Here is a 17,660-nt window from a genome sequence, read left to right as displayed (position 1 = left end):
GGAGGATGAAAGGTCAAGATGTCATCCTGTGCGACGGGGGACGTCATTTTTCATATAAGGTACTTCCTCGTGTGGTCATTGTGGGAAGACCGAATGTAGGTAAGTCGACATTATTCAACCGCCTGCTCGGTAGACGGCGCTCTATCACCAGCAATACGTCAGGGGTTACAAGAGATTCGATTGAAGAAACCGTGATTCTGCGAGGGTTTCCTCTTAGACTTGTTGACACGAGCGGTTTTACCGTTTTTTCTGAAAAAAAGGCATCGAGACAACATATCGATACTCTCGTGTTAGAACAAACGTATAAATCAATACAGTGTGCGGACAAAATCCTTCTTGTGCTTGATGGAACGTGTGAAAGTGCAGAAGACGAGGAGGTTATCCAGTATCTGAGGCCCTACTGGGGCAAACTCATCGCTGCGGTTAATAAGACGGAGGGAGGAGAGGAGGTGCATTATAATTATGCACGGTACGGTTTTTCTACCCTTATCTGTGTCAGCGCCGAGCACGGTAGGAACATAGACGCGTTGGAAAGGGCGATTATCCAAAATCTGTTTTCTGTCGATGAGCGCCGGGAACTGCCGAAAGATGATGTTGTTCGTCTTGCAATAGTGGGTAAGCCGAACACAGGAAAATCCACTTTGATGAATTATCTCATGCGCCGTACCGTTTCTCTGGTGTGTGATAGAGCAGGTACTACCAGAGACGTGGTAACCGGTCATGTTGAGTTCAAACAGTACAAATTCATTATCGCAGATACGGCGGGTATCAGAAAAAGACAGAAGGTATATGAGAGTATAGAGTACTACTCGGTAATACGAGCAATTAGCATCCTGAATGCCGTTGACATTGTATTGTACATCGTCGATGCCCGAGATGGATTTTCTGAACAAGACAAGAAGATTGTTTCGCAAATCTCAAAGAGAAATTTAGGTGTGATCTTCCTTTTGAACAAGTGGGATTTGTTGGAAGGAAGTACCTCTCTAATAGCTAAGAAAAAGCGTGATGTACGGACTGCTTTTGGGAAAATGAATTTTGTTCCCGTGGTACCTGTATCAGCTAAAACGGGGCACGGTATTTCTGATGCATTACATTGTGTATGTAAGATCTTTGCACAACTAAATACAAAAGTGGAGACTTCCGCTCTCAATACTGCATTGAAAGATTGGGTAACGTCGTATCCTCCTCCAAGAAAGTATGGACACGTTTCGTTAAAGTACCTGGTGCAGGTATCGGTTAGACCTATTGAATTTTTGCTTTTTGCAAATAGGCCAGATCGTATACCGGAAAACTACGTTCGATTTTTACAGAATCGTATTCGTGAAGACCTAGGATTAGACTCTATCCCTGTGAAGCTAACCATACGGAAAAACTGTCGGAAGCGATAGATGCAAGATGAAGGAGTGGATATGAAAAAACTTCTTTTACGTTCTTCTGATGAAGTTCGAGTAATCGCGCCCTCGTGCTCAATGCGTAAGATTGATTCATCGGTAATTGAGCGTGCACAGGAGCGCTTTCGATGTTTGGGTCTCAATGTTGCTTTTGGAGATCACGTGTACGACGAGGATTTTTTAGGTTCTGCATCTGTTGATAAAAGAGTTGCGGATCTCCATGCTGCCTTTGCAGATAAAAAAGTAAAGTTAATTCTCACTGCAATTGGAGGATTTAATTCTAATCAACTATTGCAGCACATAGACTATGCTCTTTTGAAAAAGAATCCTAAGTTGTTGTGTGGTTTTTCTGATGTCACTGCGCTATTAAATGCAATTCATGCGAAGACAGGAATGCCAGTTTTTTATGGTCCACATTTTTCGACATTCGGTATGGAAAAAGGTATTGAGTTTACTATTGAATGCTTTAAGAACACTTTTTTTTATGGTCGGTGCGATATCTTAGCATCCGAAACATGGAGTGATGATATGTGGTTTAAGGATCAGGAACATCGCCAGTTTATTACTAATCCTGGGTATGAAATTATCCATAGAGGAGATATGGTCGGGATGGGGGTCGGAGGAAATATTAGTACATTTAATCTTTTAGCAGGTACGGAATATGAACCGTCTCTGAAAAAGAGTATTTTGTTTATAGAGGATACGTCTCGTATGTCAATTACAGATTTTGATCGCCACTTAGAAGCACTTACACAACGGGATGATTTTTGTACGGTGCGTGGCATTCTCATTGGCAGATTTCAAAAGGATTCAGGTATTGATATGGACATGTTGCGAAAAATCATTTCGAGAAAAAAGGCTCTTGATGCTATTCCTCTATTTGCAAATGTAGATTTCGGGCATACGACCCCCCATTGCATATTACCTATTGGGGGAATGATTCGAGTTAATGTTGATAGAAAATGTATTACTGTTCAGTTGCATTCCTCAGTTGAGCAACTCCCAGAGTAATTTCGGTGAATGATGTTCTTGCGTTACCATTACGTATGCTCGCACACTGCCTGAAATGCTCATTGGAGAAATAAAAGAGCCAGTTTCTGTACTGAAGGGAACAGGGAAAGTTGTTCTTGCGCAGTTGGAAAGGCTAAACATTAGCACTATTGGAGATATCCTTTCGTACTGGCCTCGTTTGTGGGAAGATAGAACGCAAGAACAGATGTTTTCCCAATGGACGCTGGCGCATAGATTGCAAGTACGAGTTAGTGTCACTGCACATTGCTGGTTTGGATTTGGCAAGAGCAAGACTCTCAAGCTTGTGGTACAGGATGGCCAAGGATGCGTCGCTGAATTGTTATGTTTTCGCCGTAATTTTTTGCATTTTATGTTTCCTGTTGGAAGTGAAGCAGTCGTGTATGGAAGTTTTTATGAAAAGGATGGGTTGCTGGAAAGTAGTTCATTTGATATCGAAAAAATCGATTGTATTGAAAAAAAGATTTTGCCTGTCTATCCCTTAACCAAAGGGTTAAAACAAATGAAATTAAGAATGCTCATTTGTGCAGCAATGGATCAATGGATTGGCACGGTTGATTCTGAATTGCCCAAACCTATTCTTGAGAAATATCATCTACTCACAAAACGAGACGTATTGCTTAGTATGCATACCCCAAGAACGCTGGATGATGTTGCGAAGGGAAAACATTCTTTGATATTTGAAGAATTTTTTTCTCTTCAAATGACTATCGGTATGCGCTCTTTACAGAAGCGGGGGAGATTGCCTCTTACACAGGGAGAATCTGATCAGCAGTCGGCTATTCCGTCAGTTGTTTCTGAATTATCTTTGTTACAGAAGAAACTTCACCGGTGTTTGCCATTTGAGTTGACAGTGGATCAGAAAAGAGTAATTACAGAAATTACGCAGGATCTTGAAAGAGAAGAACCGATGGCACGGCTAATTCAGGGAGACGTTGGATCAGGAAAAACGTTAGTGGCGTTTTTTTCTTGTTTAAAAATTATTGAACAAGGTGGACAGGTCGCACTGCTTGCTCCAACTGAATTACTTGCACGCCAGCATGCTGACACTGCAGCTCGATTACTTGCTCCTATTGGGATTCGACTTGCATTCCTGACAGGTAATGTGAAAAGTGAAGGAAGGGCGTACTTGCTCGAAGCTCTTGTTGCAGGAGAAATCAATTTAGTTGTAGGAACACATGCGCTGTTTTCAAAGAGCGTAAGATACCATGATCTGAGGTTGGTTATCATTGACGAACAGCATCGTTTTGGAGTGTTACAGCGTTCGGCCTTGATTCAGAAAGGAAGGGAAGGGAACCCTCAGGGAAAGACTCCACACATTATTATGATGAGCGCAACTCCAATTCCACGTACGCTTGCACTTTCTGTATTTGGTGATTTAGATATTTCAATAATTAAATCTATGCCTGGTGGAAGAAAACCAGTGATTACGTATATTGCAAGAAAGACGAAAGCAGAAAAGGTGTATGAGTTTGTGGGAAATGAAATAGAAAAAGGTAGGCAGGCATATTTTATTTATCCACGTATTCATGACATAGGATTAACCGATTTAAAATCGGTGCAATGTATGTATATGTATCTAAAAAATTATTTTGCACGATATGCTGTTGCGATGATTCACTCAAAAATGACTGAGGAAGAGCAGCAGCGTATCATGAAGTATTTCAGCGAAGGTACCGTCCATATCTTGGTTGCTACAAGCGTTGTTGAAGTGGGAGTGGATGTACCAAATGCGAATTGTATCGTTATAGAGCACGCGGAGCGTTTTGGCCTCTCTGCACTACATCAACTGCGTGGTCGGGTTGGTCGGGGTGATGTGCAGTCGTATTGTTTCTTAATGCATGGGGACGAAATGACTGAGTGTGCGAAACGCAGGCTGAAAATTATGGGAAGTACTGCGGATGGATTTGTTATCGCCGAAGAGGATCTGAAGTTACGAGGACCAGGGGATGTGGGAGATACCAAGAACTTTGAGCAATCTGGGTACAGTGGATTTCGGGTTGCGGATCCAGTAAGAGATTACCCTATCCTCCAAGTTGCGCGCGAAGCGGCGTTCGAACTACTGAGAAAAGAAAAGGGCTCATCTGAAGCACGGTAGAGCTCGGACAGCGGAGGCCTTCTTGTCAGCCCACACCCTGAGTTAGCCAAAGAGGGAACAATGGCCCAGAAAGGCGCCCGGCTTATTCGTATTGTGAACGTTGACGTCCCGCCCAGCGGGGCAAGAACTAGCGGCGTTTCAGATACTTCACACTGTCGAGTGCAACTGCAGCGATGATGATCAAACCCTTGAACACGAACTGAAGATTTGTATCGATGCCTAAAAAAGTCAGACAATAGGTAAGACCGGTGAAAATGATTACGCCTACCACGGCACCCTCGAGTTTTCCGATTCCCCCGTTGAAGGAGATACCCCCTACCACACAGGAGGCAATTGCGTCGAGCTCATAACCCTGACCAGTGCCCGCACTTGCATTTGCCTTGAACGTCTCAAAAAACGCGCCAAAGCCATAAAACACAGCTGCCATTGCAAAAACGCTCATAGTCACCCCGAAAACACTGATGCCGCTAACATTCGCTGCCTCAGCATTCCCTCCAACGGCGTACATATTTTTTCCTAGAATCGTCTTGTTCCAAATGAACCACGCGATGGCCACCGCAATGGTGGCAGGAATTATCAGCTTTGGGAAGGTCACGAGTGTGCCCTGCATGGTGCCTAGAATCCACCGCCCACCGAATAGGTCTTTGATGTATGGGTCAATAGAGCCAACTGGCGTACCACTTGTCCCAAAAAACAAAACCCCGTAGATGATAAGCTGCGTTGCAAGAGTTGAAATGAAAGGGTGTATTTTGAGGCGAGCAGAAAAGAATCCTGCAAATAGGCTGAACGAAACGCAAAGTGCGACAGAAACTGCAAGTGACATGACTACACGGACAGCCATGGGGACAGGGGTAAAATCCCACGGCCCCAGTCCAAAAAATGTAACGATATTCTGTCCCGGATGAAGAATAATACCCGTGACTACAGACCCCATTGCCACCATACGCCCAATGCTGAGGTCAGTTCCTGCCAGCAGGATAATACCTGCTACTCCCACCGCATAGAACATGCGCACTGAAGACTGCTCCAGTATGGTGAGAATGTTGGGAATGGTAAGAAGATTGCCATTACCAGAGAAAGGTGCAACTACGATGCACGCAATAAAGAATACCGCAATAGCAATGTACAAACCATTTGCGAGGAAGAACTGGGTTGCGTCAAAATTGAACGAATATTCTCTAAGAGCACGCACCACGCGCTCGATAAACGTCATTTTCCCGTTCCGCAGCGCAGCGCTCTTTTCGACCAAGGAACGGTAGGCGTGGTGTCGCGCCTCCTTGCATTGCCGGAGCTGAGCCAGACAGTGCTCTCTTTGGTCAGATGAGGCAGAGGTGTGCTGCACCGTCGCAACTTGCTTTAGCAAGAGCCGCTGTTCGCGCATCGCGTCGCGCACAGAGCAGTCAAAGTCTCGAAAGAGCCCCCTTACACGCGCGACAGCCTTCCTAACCAACTGCGTTTCCTCAGTTTTGCACTGTCGTGCAACGGCCTGCGCTTCGGAAATCTTGAGCCTGTGCGCCGCAACCTGCACCCTTTTCTCCGGCATGCCCAAGACCTGATCCTGCCGTATGCGCGCAAGCTCCCCGCGGAGCAAGGCAACCCTATGGGAACCGCGCTCTCGTAACTGCTCGAGCCTTTGGGCGTACGCGGTGAGCTGACCGTCCTGATCTAAAATCTCATTGAACGCTTGAGTTGGCACCGCCACACACTGTGTACGATCGCGCATGTATCTGCTCCTCCCTACAGGTATCGCGCAGAAAGTCTGAGCAAGGCTTCCTGATCGGTACTCTTTGTATCCACAATCCCAGCCAATCGATAATTGGACATGACTGCGATCCTGTTGGTGATTCCAAGAATTTCAGGCATTTCACTAGAAACCACAATGATTGTCTTTCCCTCACGCGCCATACGAATGATGAGCTGATAAATTTCATATTTCGCACCCACGTCGATCCCCCTGGTCGGCTCATCAAGCAAGAGGACGTCGGGATCGCGTTCGAGCCACTTTCCAATAATGACTTTCTGCTGATTACCCCCGCTGAGCGCACTGATAAGCTCGCTTGGAGAAACGCACTTCACGCGCATGGCCTTTATTTCCCGCTCCGCTGCCTCCTGCAGCTTTTTCTTTGAGAGTAGACCGTAACGCTTATACGCAGGGAGATTTGCAATCGTGGTGTTATACTCTATGCTCCCCTTTGCGAACATTCCGTTGAGCTTACGTTCCTCGGGCACAAAGGCGAAATTGAGTTTCATTGCGTCCCTGCTGCTCTTCAAGCGAATTTTTTTTCCTGCTAAAGAGATCTCACCGTCTGCGATGGTACGCAGGCCGAAAATCGCTTCAAGCAGTTCACTCCTCCCCGCACCGACCAGCCCGTACAAGCCAAAAATCTCGCCCCTTTTCACAGAAAGGGAAATATCCCGCAGCTGCGGAGCATACCTTGTAGAAAGACCTCGTATTTCAAGATAATCGTCACCGACGGTATTGTCAGCGTCGGGAAAGCGCTTGTCCAAAGTGCGCCCGACCATAGCGGTGATGAGGTCGCTCATTTCCACTTCCCCTATGGATTGTGAGAGCGTGAGGACACCATCCCGCAGCACAATCACCTCGCTGCAGATCTGAAAGATCTCATCCATTTTGTGGGAGATATAGATGAATGCCACTCCTTTTTTGCTCAGGTCTCGTATAATGGCAAAGAGCCTGACAATCTCCCTCTCCGTGAGAGAGGAAGTAGGCTCGTCGAGGACTATAATCTTCGCGTTATAGGACATCGCCTTGGCAATCTCTACCATCTGCCGCTGAGAGACAGACATGCTGCGCATGACGGCCCGCGGGTTTACGTCCATTTTCAAGGAAGCGAACAGAGTGAGGGAGTCGTCGAACATGCGTTTCTCGTCAACTATCCCGAAACGGGCAGGGTACCTGCCGAGAAACAAATTGTCCATGACAGTGCGATCAAGGCATTGATTGAGCTCCTGATGGACCATGGCGACACCGTTTTCTAGCGCTTCTTTGGGAGACTGAAAGTCCACCGGGCTTCCATCCACGAGAATCTGACCAGTGTCCTTAGCGTACATTCCAAAGAGGCACTTCATAAGCGTGGATTTTCCCGCACCATTTTCTCCCATAAGCCCCACCACGGCACCCTTTCCCATACGGAAGTTCACCCCGTTGAGAACCCTGTTCCTCGCAAAAGACTTAGAAAGATCCCTTATGGTGAGTACATCGCACATCGCAACTATCACTCCTCTCGCGCGCGAAAGCGGTGCGAGGTCGGTAGACCCTACCTATTCAACGAACAGGACGTGCACCAGGAACAGCAGCTACCCAACGCACGTCCAAACCCGGCTGCTCAGTATTTGAGCTTGTCTGTATAGTCAGCGCCCGAGTTCGTTTTTACCATGTTTACCGCGAACGCGTCGAACATGTCGAGATTAGTGAACTTATCAAGGCAACTTAGCTCGTTTTGGCCATCGCCCTGCACGACAGTGAGATCGACATTCAGGAGCGGAGCGTAATGCTTCAGTGCGGGAAGATAGGCAGAAGCAAGGAAATCATTGCTCGCGTTGTGGACAGTGAGCAGCACCTTTTTCGTCGGCGCACTTACCTGTCGCACCCCTGCATCCCGTGCTCCCCTGGTGTACTCTTTCCAGTTTGCGCTCGTGACCTCCGAGTTATCGGCCATAATCGCTTTAACATCTTCCCAGTACTGCACGGGCGCGCTTATCTTGTTGCCATGGGCGTCAGGTCTTGAAATACCGTTGGCGACCACATCTTCCCCGCTGGAGCCATCGAGCAAATTCCTGATAATCTGCAACACTGCAACAGCCTGCGCGTCGACGTTCTGAGAGACAGTCCCCGTGAGCTCACCCTTACCAACCGACTCGACCGCGTCCGCATTTGCGTCGTATCCGAAAATAGGCAGCCCCCGCGGATAATTGGACGCCTGCAGACAGCCCATTGCCATCCCGTCGTTGTTTGAGATGACCAGGTCTATCTTATCCGCGAACTTTGCCACCCAGCTTCCCATTGACTCGGTTGCAGAATTCGTATTCCAAGTGGAACCGTCAGTTCCCGTCATCGCCTTTCCCTCGAGCTCCACCACCTTGTAGGATTTCCCTCCTACCACTGCCTGGCCTTCTTTCGCCTGTCCCGGATCCGAGGAGCCGGTCCACGTGCCCAACGCGCGGCGAATACCCTCGGTGCGGACTTTCGAATCATTGTGCCCGACGTCACCGATGCAAAGCACATAACCGATGATGCCGTCACCGTTGCGGTCAACCGAGGACTCAGAAGAGGCGAGGAAGTCTAGAATCATCTTTCCCTGTATAGAACCACCAAACTTAGCGTCAAAACCCACGTAATAGGTTTTGTCGTTCCAGTTCATGGCAGCCATGTCAACCTTCCCCGTGAGGGGATCAGAGGGCTGTCGGTTAAAAAACACTAGGGGCTTGTCACGGTTGAGCGTGACATCCGTCTTGGATGAACAGCCTACCACAAGCACCGCAGCGCCCACGAACAAGGCGAGCCGTCTGCTGCACGCCGTGCAAGAATTCTCCTTCATAAGCGCTAAACCTCCTTAGAACGCTCAATGCACGAAATAACGCGCGACAAGTACAGCGCGCTGCACCCACACGCGACCAACCCACTTTAGCCCGCGCGAAACTTTTGACGCCGTCGCACGAAACAGCGTGCCCCATTGTAACTAATGGCAAGATTTCTGTCAAACTTCTTTGCGCGTGTCGCGTCTTTCTCAAGTCTTCTTCCGGGCGACTTGTCGTGCCGTGCCTCCAGTCCGTTTCTGTCGCACGGGGTCACCTTTTGTGATCACCTTCAGTACATGCGACGCGGTAAAGTTAGTGCGCGTGCAGGTGCGCGCGTACCCCATACTGCACTGCAGTACACCACAGCTGGCATGCAGGATTGCAAGGAAAATGTGCGTGCACCCGTGTGAGTGTGCGCTCTATCATGCGCAGGCCGTACGCGCGCGCGTGAGTAAGTGCCTCTGAAGAATACAGTATCCGTTGTGCCTGTTTGACTGCAGGAGAGTGCAGTCCTTCTGCGCGTGCGGCAGCAAAAAGACGTGCAAATGTAGGTGCGTCTTGAGGATGCGTGTGCACGTGAAGGATAACAGGAAAGCTCTTCTTTCCTTCGACGATGTCATCAGCGTGCGCTTTGCCTGAAACACCTCCGTCAATGCCTTGTACATCATCGAGAATCTGAAATCCTATCCCAATAGGCATGACTTGCGCTCCAAAGGAGCGCGCCTCACGCGCAGAATAACCTGCACACAAAAACCCCAATTCGCCTGATAGAGCGATGAGTGCGCCAGTTTTCAGTGCAACCATACGCAGATACTGCGCACGCGAGGGAATAAGTTCTGGGCTGCGATGCCATGCAATATCAAGCGCCTGACCCATATGAAGAGCACGCGTTGCACTTATCGTGGCAGAAAAAAGAGCCGCCTTAAGGGCAGGTTCTATGCTGAGCGTGTCAATGAGTGCGTGTGCATGAAAATACAACCAGCTTGCTGCATTAAGAACGCAGTCAGTACCGTAGCGCAGATACGCACATGGCTTACCACGCCGCGTAGACGAATGGTCCTCAATATCATCGTGCAAAAGGCTGGCTGTGTGAATGAGCTCTACTACCGCGCTCAGTGTGTACCATTCGCGTTCGGAAATTTTCTTCCTCTTGTGTCCTTGGAGTTTCCGATGCGTGCACTGCACACACGCGTGTGCAAGTTCTGCAGAAAGTATCAGTAACAACGGTCTCCAGCGCTTTCCGCCGCAGCTGACACACGCGTTGCACACGGTGCGCAGGACGCGCGTATCTTCGGACGCAAGGACACGGAGCCGCGTTCCCATCCACGAGCGCGTAGGTTGCGCAGGAAGTGCATCGGCGAGTGCTCGTTCAATATTTCTGAGTCGTTGAGCAAGTGCACGTTTCATAGTACCGTTATACGGCGTGTTTGCCTTTTGTGCGAGCACGATGTGTGGGAGCTGTCAGTGTAACACATAGCATGGGGGGCGTGTAGGAAGGTGTGAACGTCTATAAACGTGCTGATTTTTGGGCAAAAAAGGCAGCCGCCGCGGGGTACCGCGCGCGTTCGGTGTATAAATTAGCGGCGCTTGATAAAAAATACTCCCTCCTGTCGCGCGCCTCGCGGGTGCTCGATTTGGGCGCCGCGCCAGGAAGCTGGACCCAGTACGTGCTGGGCACCGCTGCTGCGTGCACCGCCGTGTGTGCGGTGGATGTGCAGCCGATTGCGTCGGACATTCAGGACGCGCGTTTGCAACGAGTGCAGGGGGATTTGTGCGCAGCAGATACACGTGCGCGTGTTGCGTGCAACGCTCCTTTCGATCTTATTCTTTCTGATGCCGCACCTCGTACGACCGGAAACCGCACAGTAGATACGAGCGCTTCTGCGTGTCTTGCAGCAGGGGTGTGTGCGTACGTCAACTTCTTGTCCTCTGATGGAGGATTGGTGTTCAAGGTGTTCCAAGGGTCAGAGCACCTTGCTATCCTTACACACCTGCGTGCGCATTTCGGTGCGGTGTGTAGTTTTAAACCGCCTGCTTCTCGTCCCCGTAGTTGTGAGTTATATGTGGTGGCGCGTTTCTTTCGCGGTACGTGCGGCAAGTAATGGGTAAGAATAGGGAGCGTAGGCGCCTGTGGCATGCAATCAGGCATTGATCCATTTAGCAAACTTGCGTCATAACCTCGGTGAAATTATGAGCCGTACACGCGCGCGTGTGTGTCTACCTGTTAAGGCGGACGCGTATGGACACGGTGCGTGTGACGTCGCACAGGCGGCGCTTTCGTGCGGGGTGCACTCGTTCGCCGTTGCATGTGTGCAAGAAGCGTCGCAACTGCGTGCGGCAGGTGTTCGCGCGCCGATTTTGTGTTTAAGTACTCCAACTGCTGAAGAGATTTCTAGTCTTATTGAGCATCGTGTGCACACCGTGATTTCTGAGCGCGCGCATATTGCCCTTATCGCACGCGCGCTCCGTCAGTCTGCTGATACGGGTGCCACGTGTGGGGTACACGTAAAGATTGATACCGGAATGGGGAGAATCGGCTGTGCGCCGGATGAGGCCTGTGCGCTCGTGCAGATGGTGTGCGCAACACCGGGTCTCCATCTTGAGGGGGTATGTACGCATTTTTCTGTCGCGGATTCTGTGCGTGCTGAGGACCTGCAGTACACTGAGATGCAACGTGCACATTTTATGCATTGCGTACAGTACATACGGAAAAGTGGCATATCGATTCCATTGGTGCATGCGGCAAACTCTGCAGCGCTGTTGTGCCATCCGCGGGCACACTTCGACATGGTGCGTCCGGGATTGTTGGCATACGGCTATGCCCCTGAGTCTGTGCATCCTGCTGTGCGCAGTGTGTTCCTTCCCGTCATGGAGCTTGTTACCCAAGTCCGTGCAATCAAAAAAATACCTGCAGGCGCGTACGTTTCTTACCAGCGCTTGTGGCGTGCGCATACAGAAACACATGTAGGTATTCTGCCTATCGGATATGCAGACGGAGTTATGCGCGCGCTGTCGCCGGGTTTGCAGGTGTGCATTGGGGGGAAGTGGTATCCGGTGGTGGGGGCAATTTGCATGGACCAGTGTGTAGTGGACCTAGGTACCCCGCTGCGTGTGACAGTTGGAGATAGGGTGACACTTTTCGGTCCTCAGGACGCAGGTGGCCCAGGACAGGGGGCAGATGTGCTCGCCTCGCATGCAGGCACCATTCCCTATGAGCTTTTGTGCGCGATTGGTAAGCGTGTCGAACGGGTGTACATCCGGTGAATATGTTTTTGCAACGTTTATAAAAAGAGACAAAGGGAGGAAGGCGCGCAGTGAATGTCCTCGGAATTGAGACCTCTTGTGATGAGACTGCAGTTGCAATTGTAAAAGATGGCACGCACGTGTGCAGCAATGTTGTGGCTACGCAAATTCCTTTTCATGCGCCGTATCGTGGCATTGTCCCAGAACTTGCAAGTCGCAAGCACATTGAGTGGATTTTGCCAACGGTGAAAGAGGCGCTTGCACGCGCTCAGCTGACGCTTGCTGATATCGATGGCATCGCCGTAACACATGCACCTGGGCTGACCGGATCTCTCCTGGTAGGCCTGACGTTTGCGAAAACACTCGCATGGTCAATGCACCTTCCTTTCATTGCGGTTAATCACCTTCATGCACACTTTTGTGCCGCGCACGTGGAGCACGATCTGGCATATCCCTACGTGGGCTTGCTGGCGTCTGGAGGACATGCGCTCGTATGTGTTGTGCACGATTTTGATCAGGTAGAAGCGCTTGGCGCAACGATCGACGACGCTCCCGGGGAAGCCTTTGATAAGGTTGCAGCCTTTTATGGCTTTGGATATCCGGGAGGCAAGGTAATTGAAACGTTAGCAGAACAGGGTGACGCGCGTGCCGCGCGTTTTCCGCTTCCTCATTTTCACGGAAAAGGGCATCGGTATGATGTATCATATTCAGGATTGAAGACAGCAGTTATTCATCAGCTCGATCACTTTTGGAACAAGGAATACGAGCGCACTGCGCAGAACATTGCTGCGGCGTTTCAAGCGTGTGCAATCAACATCTTGCTCCGTCCGCTTGCGCGCGCATTACAGGATACAGGGCTGCCAACGGCAGTAGTGTGCGGAGGTGTTGCAGCAAACAGTTTGCTCAGAAAATCTGTAGCGGACTGGAAGCATGCGCGGTGTGTGTTCCCTTCGCGTGAGTACTGTACAGACAACGCGGTGATGGTTGCTGCGCTCGGGTACCGCTATTTGATCCGTGGTGATAGGAGTTTCTATGGGGTAACAGAGCGTTCGCGCATTGCGCACTTCAGTAAGCGCGGGGGAGATCGTCTCGCTGCACAGAGAAGCGCTGCTTCTCAGCCTCTTTTTTGAGCATGTGCGGCTCAGTCCTTGCTAGGCAGTGTCCCGTTACCTAGATGCTGTGCCGTTTGATGGTAAAAATGAGCGACGCGATGAAGCACGCCAATGGCAGCAGTTCCAACGTGAAGCCCACTAGTGACACGCCTGGTACAGGCGTGTACCGCGTGATAGAAAAGCCTGCCGCACGCAGAAATGCAAACAGTTGTGCAAGGTACATACACAGTACGCCCGCGATAAAGCACACCGTCTCCTGGGTACGGGTCTTTGTCCACGCGACAATGGCGAGGAACACAGCAACCGCCGTTACCGCTAGGCGTAACATCAGCAAAATAGTCTGTGCTCGAGAGAGCAGAGAGAGAAATTCATTCATTCGTGGTGTTCCTTTTCCTGTTCTTGAAGAAAAAAAGTGCATAGCTGGGTATAGTGCTCGAGCGTAGGGAGTACTGAGGGTTCAGTGTACAGGGGGGAGAGCAGGATATGCGCGTCAAGCGCACGTGCGAACAATGCCTCATACCGTTCTTCAGAAACAGTGGGAAAAAGATAAGGCCCTTCCGTGCGCCACCATGTACTCATAAGCGTTATAAGCTGTGCGCGGTCGCGCTCTTGCCGCGCGCATTTTTGTGCGCGGCGCACGCGGTTCAGACCTCTGCGCCGTTTTTTCGTGTGTGGCAGCGCAGGGACCGCGTCTTCCTGCGTGGTGTGTGAGGAGTCTAACAGAGCGTGAGGCATGGCGCGTGCGGGCTGAGAAAGGGAACCCACGCGCGCTAAGTCCCAAAAGGCACGAGCAATCGCCTGCGCAATCGGAGCAAAGAGCACGTCCCCCGCAGGGGCGCGCGCGGCACAGTGGGCACGGAGCGCAACAAACGGTGCAGGAGAAGGAAACGGCGGCACAACCAAAAAGACATCGGTTTGCGGGACGCACGGTGCGCAGGGGCGCCACACTGGCACCTCGCAGGGTGCGGCGCCGCAAGCAAGGTTGAGAAAACGCGCACACACTTCCTGCGCGCGTTCGGCATGTGCGTAGTAGCGCACCTCGTGCGCAGGAAAACACGTGCGTAGTGCCTGCTGCAGCTGCGCAGAAGCACAGGTGGGTAGGGGACCCCACAGCCCGCGGCTAAGATAACGCTTAAAGTCCAGGCGCGCGCGGCTGGCGTTCCGTCCAAGAATAGAAGCGCCGCCGTCAAGGAATAAATCCGTGATGCGAACCCCACGCTCAGTGTATAGGTAAAAGCCGCGCGCACGCCGCACGCGTCCAAACCTGCGAATAATCTCCGCCTGATAAGCTTCCATGCTGTTCTCTTAGGGGAACACTCCCCCGCTGTGCACCCTGCGCATACCCCGCCCTGCGGGCAACGCCTCGTCAAACCTTTCTATCCCCGAAATGGACGATACCGGACTTGAACCGATGACTTCTACCGTGTGAAGGTAACACTCTACCACTGAGTTAATCGTCCTGCGCGCAGCATAACAGCGAGGGTGTTTTTGTGCAATTGCTTATCTCACTCTGCACTGTTGTCGTAGGATCCTGTAAGAAGCGTGCTCGATGCAGTATAGTGGCCCTATGCAAGAAGAGGTTAGTGAGCGTACCTGTCTGGTGAGTGATCCGTCTTTGTCCTCTGTCGCTGGTGCAGGAAGCGGGGTGGTGCAGGCGTACGTCGCGCGGCAGCTTGCGCGCCAGGTGCACGCCTGCGTTGACTGTGGGATGCGTGGGATACGCCGGGCGGTACGCAGGTTTGCCGCTGATGTTATTGCGCGCGAAGCTCCTGAGCTTACTGCCGCCAAACGAGAGGCGCTGTTGGATGCGTGGGTTCCCTCGCCTTCCTCTGAGCACGTCGCTGTGGGTTCTCAGCCTGCGCAAGCGTGTGGTGGCGCGCCCCTTCCTGCAGACGTGCAGTACAGCATGGTACTTCACTTTGTGTGGTACGGTCTTGGTGTGCTTTCTGAACAGGAGAGGGTGCAGCTTGAACAGGCGGTGCCTCATTGGCCCCAGGTGTATTGGAGTTGCTTTTCACCACAGCTTAAGCGTCTGATTAAGGCTTGTTTGACCGGGCTGTTAGATGTGGAAGCGTTCTGTGCTGCAGTGAGAACGCTGCTGGGGATAGCGGGCATGGACACTGCGGCGGACGCGTCGATTCACCCTCACGAAAAGTAGAGGCACGAAGGGGAGGTCGAGATGAGGTGTTCGCACAATTGGGACGACCCACCGCCGCTTTTTGGCGCGGTGTCTTACGGGATGCAGGAAGGGGCCGGGAGGGGTGTGCGGCGAGAGGCTCGCGACACTCCCTGCAGAGGGACTGCAGAGGGACTGGCCACTTCACAGCCTGAAGATGGAGAAACGCGCGCTGCGCTGCAGCGGATTGATCACTTGGACACGCAGCTCCTGCAGCTGGAGCGGGACCTTGCCCATTACCTAGAGATGGCCGAATTGCCTGATCCCTTCTCAGAAAACTAACGCCCCACCTCCTACTGGAGGAGGCGTCTCTTTCTCATGATATCAAAGACGCTCTCTGGACCGCAAAAGTGCCCGGCGCTCGCAAACACAAACGTTATGCCGTGCTGTAAACTCAGCCGGTAGAATTCCTCTGCCCACGCAGCGCGCCGCGATGCAGCAATCTCTGCCACGTACCGGCGGTGGAGTCCACCTGCAGCGTCCTTCGTTACCAGTGCGTCCAGTTCCGTGCTTACTCTTCCCAAAGCGGTTTTGTCGTTCGAGAGGTAACTGCGCACGAGGGCACCGAGCCTGCCCTTAAAGTCCGCGGGACTTTTCCCGAGAGCGATCAGTGCACGAAGCAGCGTTATCTGCTCCTCACGATTGCCAAAGGAAAGCATGTTCAGGTGTTTTTGGATGCTGTCTAGTCCAAGAATTTTGCGGTTCCCCGCGCGCTGGTACAGGAACGCTTCGATGTTCTTCCCGGAGTCCAGCTTTGTATGCGCGATGAGTGCCTGGTAGAGTGCTACGCGCATGACCCACGGTTCAAATCTTGAAAGCGTGTGCATGTCATCTCCCAGGGTGCTCCGGAGCATTTCTAACTCCTCCCGAGAAAGGGAAGAGAGCGTTGGAGCAGCGTTTTCCTGCTCAAGCATCCCGTGAAGCATACGCCTCTGGAGAACGCTGGCAAAATTTTTAATGTCCTCTGAACCGAGCTCAGCGTAGAGACGACTTGCAGAGTCAAATACATCAAGGATTTTGTCCTGAAAGTGCAGCAGCTTTTCGCTGCCAACCGAAATAGTGCCCAAAATATATACAGACCCTTGAGGACCACGTATTTCCCAGAACATACGTTCCTTGTGGGAGATAAGCGACGGCAAGGCACCGCGAGAAAGGCTCGTGCAGCACGAAAGGAAAGGGAGAATAAGGAGCACACACAAGAACACGATCGCACAGCGTGTGGCACACAGGGAGCAGCGCTTCAAAACGGTCCTCCTGAGCAGTGGAAATACAGGACGCCCGGTGGTATTCATCGGGCCTAATGCAGAGGAACGCTCCTTTTCAGAAGGACCCACGTGGTGCCCTTACCCCCGCGCCGTTCTGCAGGGTGAAAGAGTTCACCCGCGTGAGGATGGGCCTGCACGTAGCGCTTGACCGAGGGAGCAAGGACACTCCCACCCTTGGAATGGTGGCCCTTTCCGTGGACGATTTCAACCTTCTGGAGGAGCCGCTCACGCGCCTGCGCAAAAAACGAATCAAGTGCACTGCGCGCCTCACTGCACGTCATGCCATGGAGGTCTAAACGCGCCTCAGGGACTGCGGTGCGCAGCTTCCTCCTTCCCCGTCGGGAATGGATGGAGAAGGTACGCCTCTGCCGCGCATACTCCGCACAAGCGCCTGCAGCGTCCTTGTCGAAAAGTCCGTAGCGCGCAAGCGCCACTTCCATCAGGGAAACACGCGGCGCAGCGGCAGCCTGCGAGGACGGAAGCGCGCCACGGCGCCGTGCGCGCACAGTCGCACTTCGCACGGCCGCCCTTCGGGCTCCTTCCCACGTACGCAACGTCCGGGCAAACGCGCTCTGCGCCCTCAGAGCCTCCTCAAGAGGCAGAATATCCTTACGTCTTTTCCCCGCCATGAGCGGGCGCATTCTTTCATAAAAAACCTGTCTGTGCAATCAACCGCGTGAAGCGGCATCCTGCGTGGTAGGAAGGGGAAGACAGGGAGGCGGTCACGGTGCATGAGGAGTGTAATTTTCAGGGCCTCACAGGGATGCTTGCGCCCCGGAGGGGGATGTGCGATAATCGGCCCCCGGG

16 protein-coding genes and 1 tRNA gene are annotated in these 17,660 nt (G+C 51.7%); 8 read left to right on the top strand and 9 right to left on the bottom strand.

Annotation, left to right across the window (positions count from 1 at the left end; all coding sequences use genetic code 11):
- The first annotated feature begins 5 nt into the window (after positions 1–5).
- Genes der through recG form a run of 3 tightly spaced genes read left to right on the top strand, consistent with a single transcriptional unit; the run spans position 6 to position 4,518 of the window.
- Complete coding sequence (gene der / locus TPANIC_RS03420; RefSeq protein ID WP_010882134.1) at positions 6–1,388, top strand: ribosome biogenesis GTPase Der; 1,383 nt, start codon at positions 6–8, stop codon at positions 1,386–1,388.
- A complete protein-coding gene (locus tag TPANIC_RS03415; protein ID WP_010882133.1) occupies positions 1,389–2,402 on the top strand; it encodes a S66 family peptidase in 1,014 nt (337 codons plus the stop codon).
- Between the two features lie 55 nt (positions 2,403–2,457).
- Positions 2,458–4,518, top strand: coding sequence for an ATP-dependent DNA helicase RecG (recG, locus tag TPANIC_RS03410; protein ID WP_010882132.1), 2,061 nt, complete (start codon positions 2,458–2,460; stop codon positions 4,516–4,518).
- Between the two features lie 127 nt (positions 4,519–4,645).
- Here recG and TPANIC_RS03405 read toward each other — a convergent pair whose 3' ends face one another.
- From TPANIC_RS03405 to TPANIC_RS03390, 4 genes are all read right to left on the bottom strand, one after another.
- On the bottom strand, positions 4,646–6,241 hold the full coding sequence (locus TPANIC_RS03405; RefSeq protein WP_010882131.1) for a galactoside ABC transporter permease: 1,596 nt from the start codon (positions 6,239–6,241) through the stop codon (positions 4,646–4,648).
- A gap of 14 nt (positions 6,242–6,255) precedes the next feature.
- Complete coding sequence (locus TPANIC_RS03400; protein ID WP_010882130.1) at positions 6,256–7,746, bottom strand: sugar ABC transporter ATP-binding protein; 1,491 nt, start codon at positions 7,744–7,746, stop codon at positions 6,256–6,258.
- A 119-nt stretch (positions 7,747–7,865) separates the two neighbouring features.
- Positions 7,866–9,077, bottom strand: coding sequence for a substrate-binding domain-containing protein (locus tag TPANIC_RS03395; protein WP_010882129.1), 1,212 nt, complete (start codon positions 9,075–9,077; stop codon positions 7,866–7,868).
- A gap of 292 nt (positions 9,078–9,369) precedes the next feature.
- Positions 9,370–10,464 (bottom strand): polyprenyl synthetase family protein, encoded by a 1,095-nt coding sequence (locus TPANIC_RS03390; RefSeq protein WP_010882128.1) that lies wholly within the window; start codon positions 10,462–10,464, stop codon positions 9,370–9,372.
- 92 nt (positions 10,465–10,556) lie between these two features.
- On the opposite strand from TPANIC_RS03390, the gene TPANIC_RS03385 reads away from it, so the two are divergent.
- Genes TPANIC_RS03385 through tsaD form a run of 3 tightly spaced genes read left to right on the top strand, consistent with a single transcriptional unit; the run spans position 10,557 to position 13,430 of the window.
- On the top strand, positions 10,557–11,159 hold the full coding sequence (locus TPANIC_RS03385) for an SAM-dependent methyltransferase (protein WP_010882127.1): 603 nt from the start codon (positions 10,557–10,559) through the stop codon (positions 11,157–11,159).
- Positions 11,160–11,187: 28 nt separating this feature from the next.
- Positions 11,188–12,321 carry an alanine racemase gene (alr, locus tag TPANIC_RS03380; protein WP_012460586.1) on the top strand — a complete coding sequence of 378 codons (1,134 nt, stop codon included), beginning with the start codon at positions 11,188–11,190 and terminating at the stop codon, positions 12,319–12,321.
- A 50-nt stretch (positions 12,322–12,371) separates the two neighbouring features.
- The gene (gene tsaD, locus TPANIC_RS03375; RefSeq protein ID WP_010882125.1) at positions 12,372–13,430 is read left to right on the top strand and encodes a tRNA (adenosine(37)-N6)-threonylcarbamoyltransferase complex transferase subunit TsaD; all 1,059 of its coding nucleotides are present in this window, start codon (positions 12,372–12,374) and stop codon (positions 13,428–13,430) included.
- Between the two features lie 40 nt (positions 13,431–13,470).
- On the opposite strand, the gene TPANIC_RS03370 is transcribed toward tsaD, so the two are convergent.
- The 3 genes from TPANIC_RS03370 to TPANIC_RS03360 all read right to left on the bottom strand — a co-directional run bounded on the left by TPANIC_RS03370 (position 13,471) and on the right by TPANIC_RS03360 (position 14,872).
- Positions 13,471–13,788: a hypothetical protein gene (locus tag TPANIC_RS03370; RefSeq protein WP_010882124.1), complete on the bottom strand. Its 318-nt coding sequence runs from the start codon at positions 13,786–13,788 to the stop codon at positions 13,471–13,473.
- Complete coding sequence (locus TPANIC_RS03365) at positions 13,785–14,708, bottom strand: hypothetical protein (RefSeq protein ID WP_010882123.1); 924 nt, start codon at positions 14,706–14,708, stop codon at positions 13,785–13,787. The genes TPANIC_RS03370 and TPANIC_RS03365 overlap by 4 nt, the downstream gene beginning before the upstream one ends.
- A gap of 92 nt (positions 14,709–14,800) precedes the next feature.
- A tRNA-Val gene (locus TPANIC_RS03360) sits at positions 14,801–14,872 on the bottom strand.
- A gap of 89 nt (positions 14,873–14,961) precedes the next feature.
- Between TPANIC_RS03360 and TPANIC_RS03355 the strand changes: the two genes are divergently transcribed.
- A complete protein-coding gene (locus TPANIC_RS03355) occupies positions 14,962–15,570 on the top strand; it encodes a hypothetical protein (RefSeq protein ID WP_010882122.1) in 609 nt (202 codons plus the stop codon).
- A gap of 21 nt (positions 15,571–15,591) precedes the next feature.
- Positions 15,592–15,870 (top strand): hypothetical protein, encoded by a 279-nt coding sequence (locus TPANIC_RS03350; RefSeq protein WP_010882121.1) that lies wholly within the window; start codon positions 15,592–15,594, stop codon positions 15,868–15,870.
- An 11-nt stretch (positions 15,871–15,881) separates the two neighbouring features.
- Here the strand turns inward: TPANIC_RS03350 and TPANIC_RS03345 are convergent, their stop codons facing one another.
- Both TPANIC_RS03345 and TPANIC_RS03340 read right to left on the bottom strand, forming a co-directional pair.
- A complete protein-coding gene (locus TPANIC_RS03345) occupies positions 15,882–16,880 on the bottom strand; it encodes a TraB/GumN family protein (protein ID WP_010882120.1) in 999 nt (332 codons plus the stop codon).
- Between the two features lie 5 nt (positions 16,881–16,885).
- Positions 16,886–17,494 (bottom strand): Smr/MutS family protein, encoded by a 609-nt coding sequence (locus TPANIC_RS03340; protein ID WP_010882119.1) that lies wholly within the window; start codon positions 17,492–17,494, stop codon positions 16,886–16,888.
- Positions 17,495–17,660: the final 166 nt, after the last annotated feature.

The sequence above is a fragment of the Treponema pallidum subsp. pallidum str. Nichols genome, from assembly GCF_000410535.2.
In the GTDB taxonomy this organism is placed as follows: domain Bacteria; phylum Spirochaetota; class Spirochaetia; order Treponematales; family Treponemataceae; genus Treponema; species Treponema pallidum.
The sequence above is the reverse complement of the archived record's forward strand: the minus strand, read 5'-3'. Positions and strand labels throughout refer to the sequence as shown.

Coding starts and splice junctions, on each gene's coding strand:
- der (WP_010882134.1), top strand. CDS start 6: ATGAAAGGTCAAGATGTCATCCTGTGCGACGGGGGACGTCATTTTTCA.
- TPANIC_RS03415 (WP_010882133.1), top strand. CDS start 1,389: ATGCAAGATGAAGGAGTGGATATGAAAAAACTTCTTTTACGTTCTTCT.
- recG (WP_010882132.1), top strand. CDS start 2,458: ATGCTCATTGGAGAAATAAAAGAGCCAGTTTCTGTACTGAAGGGAACA.
- TPANIC_RS03405 (WP_010882131.1), bottom strand. CDS start 6,241: ATGCGCGATCGTACACAGTGTGTGGCGGTGCCAACTCAAGCGTTCAAT.
- TPANIC_RS03400 (WP_010882130.1), bottom strand. CDS start 7,746: ATGTGCGATGTACTCACCATAAGGGATCTTTCTAAGTCTTTTGCGAGG.
- TPANIC_RS03395 (WP_010882129.1), bottom strand. CDS start 9,077: ATGAAGGAGAATTCTTGCACGGCGTGCAGCAGACGGCTCGCCTTGTTC.
- TPANIC_RS03390 (WP_010882128.1), bottom strand. CDS start 10,464: ATGAAACGTGCACTTGCTCAACGACTCAGAAATATTGAACGAGCACTC.
- TPANIC_RS03370 (WP_010882124.1), bottom strand. CDS start 13,788: ATGAATGAATTTCTCTCTCTGCTCTCTCGAGCACAGACTATTTTGCTG.
- TPANIC_RS03365 (WP_010882123.1), bottom strand. CDS start 14,708: ATGGAAGCTTATCAGGCGGAGATTATTCGCAGGTTTGGACGCGTGCGG.
- TPANIC_RS03355 (WP_010882122.1), top strand. CDS start 14,962: ATGCAGTATAGTGGCCCTATGCAAGAAGAGGTTAGTGAGCGTACCTGT.
- TPANIC_RS03350 (WP_010882121.1), top strand. CDS start 15,592: ATGAGGTGTTCGCACAATTGGGACGACCCACCGCCGCTTTTTGGCGCG.
- TPANIC_RS03345 (WP_010882120.1), bottom strand. CDS start 16,880: ATGAATACCACCGGGCGTCCTGTATTTCCACTGCTCAGGAGGACCGTT.
- TPANIC_RS03340 (WP_010882119.1), bottom strand. CDS start 17,494: ATGCGCCCGCTCATGGCGGGGAAAAGACGTAAGGATATTCTGCCTCTT.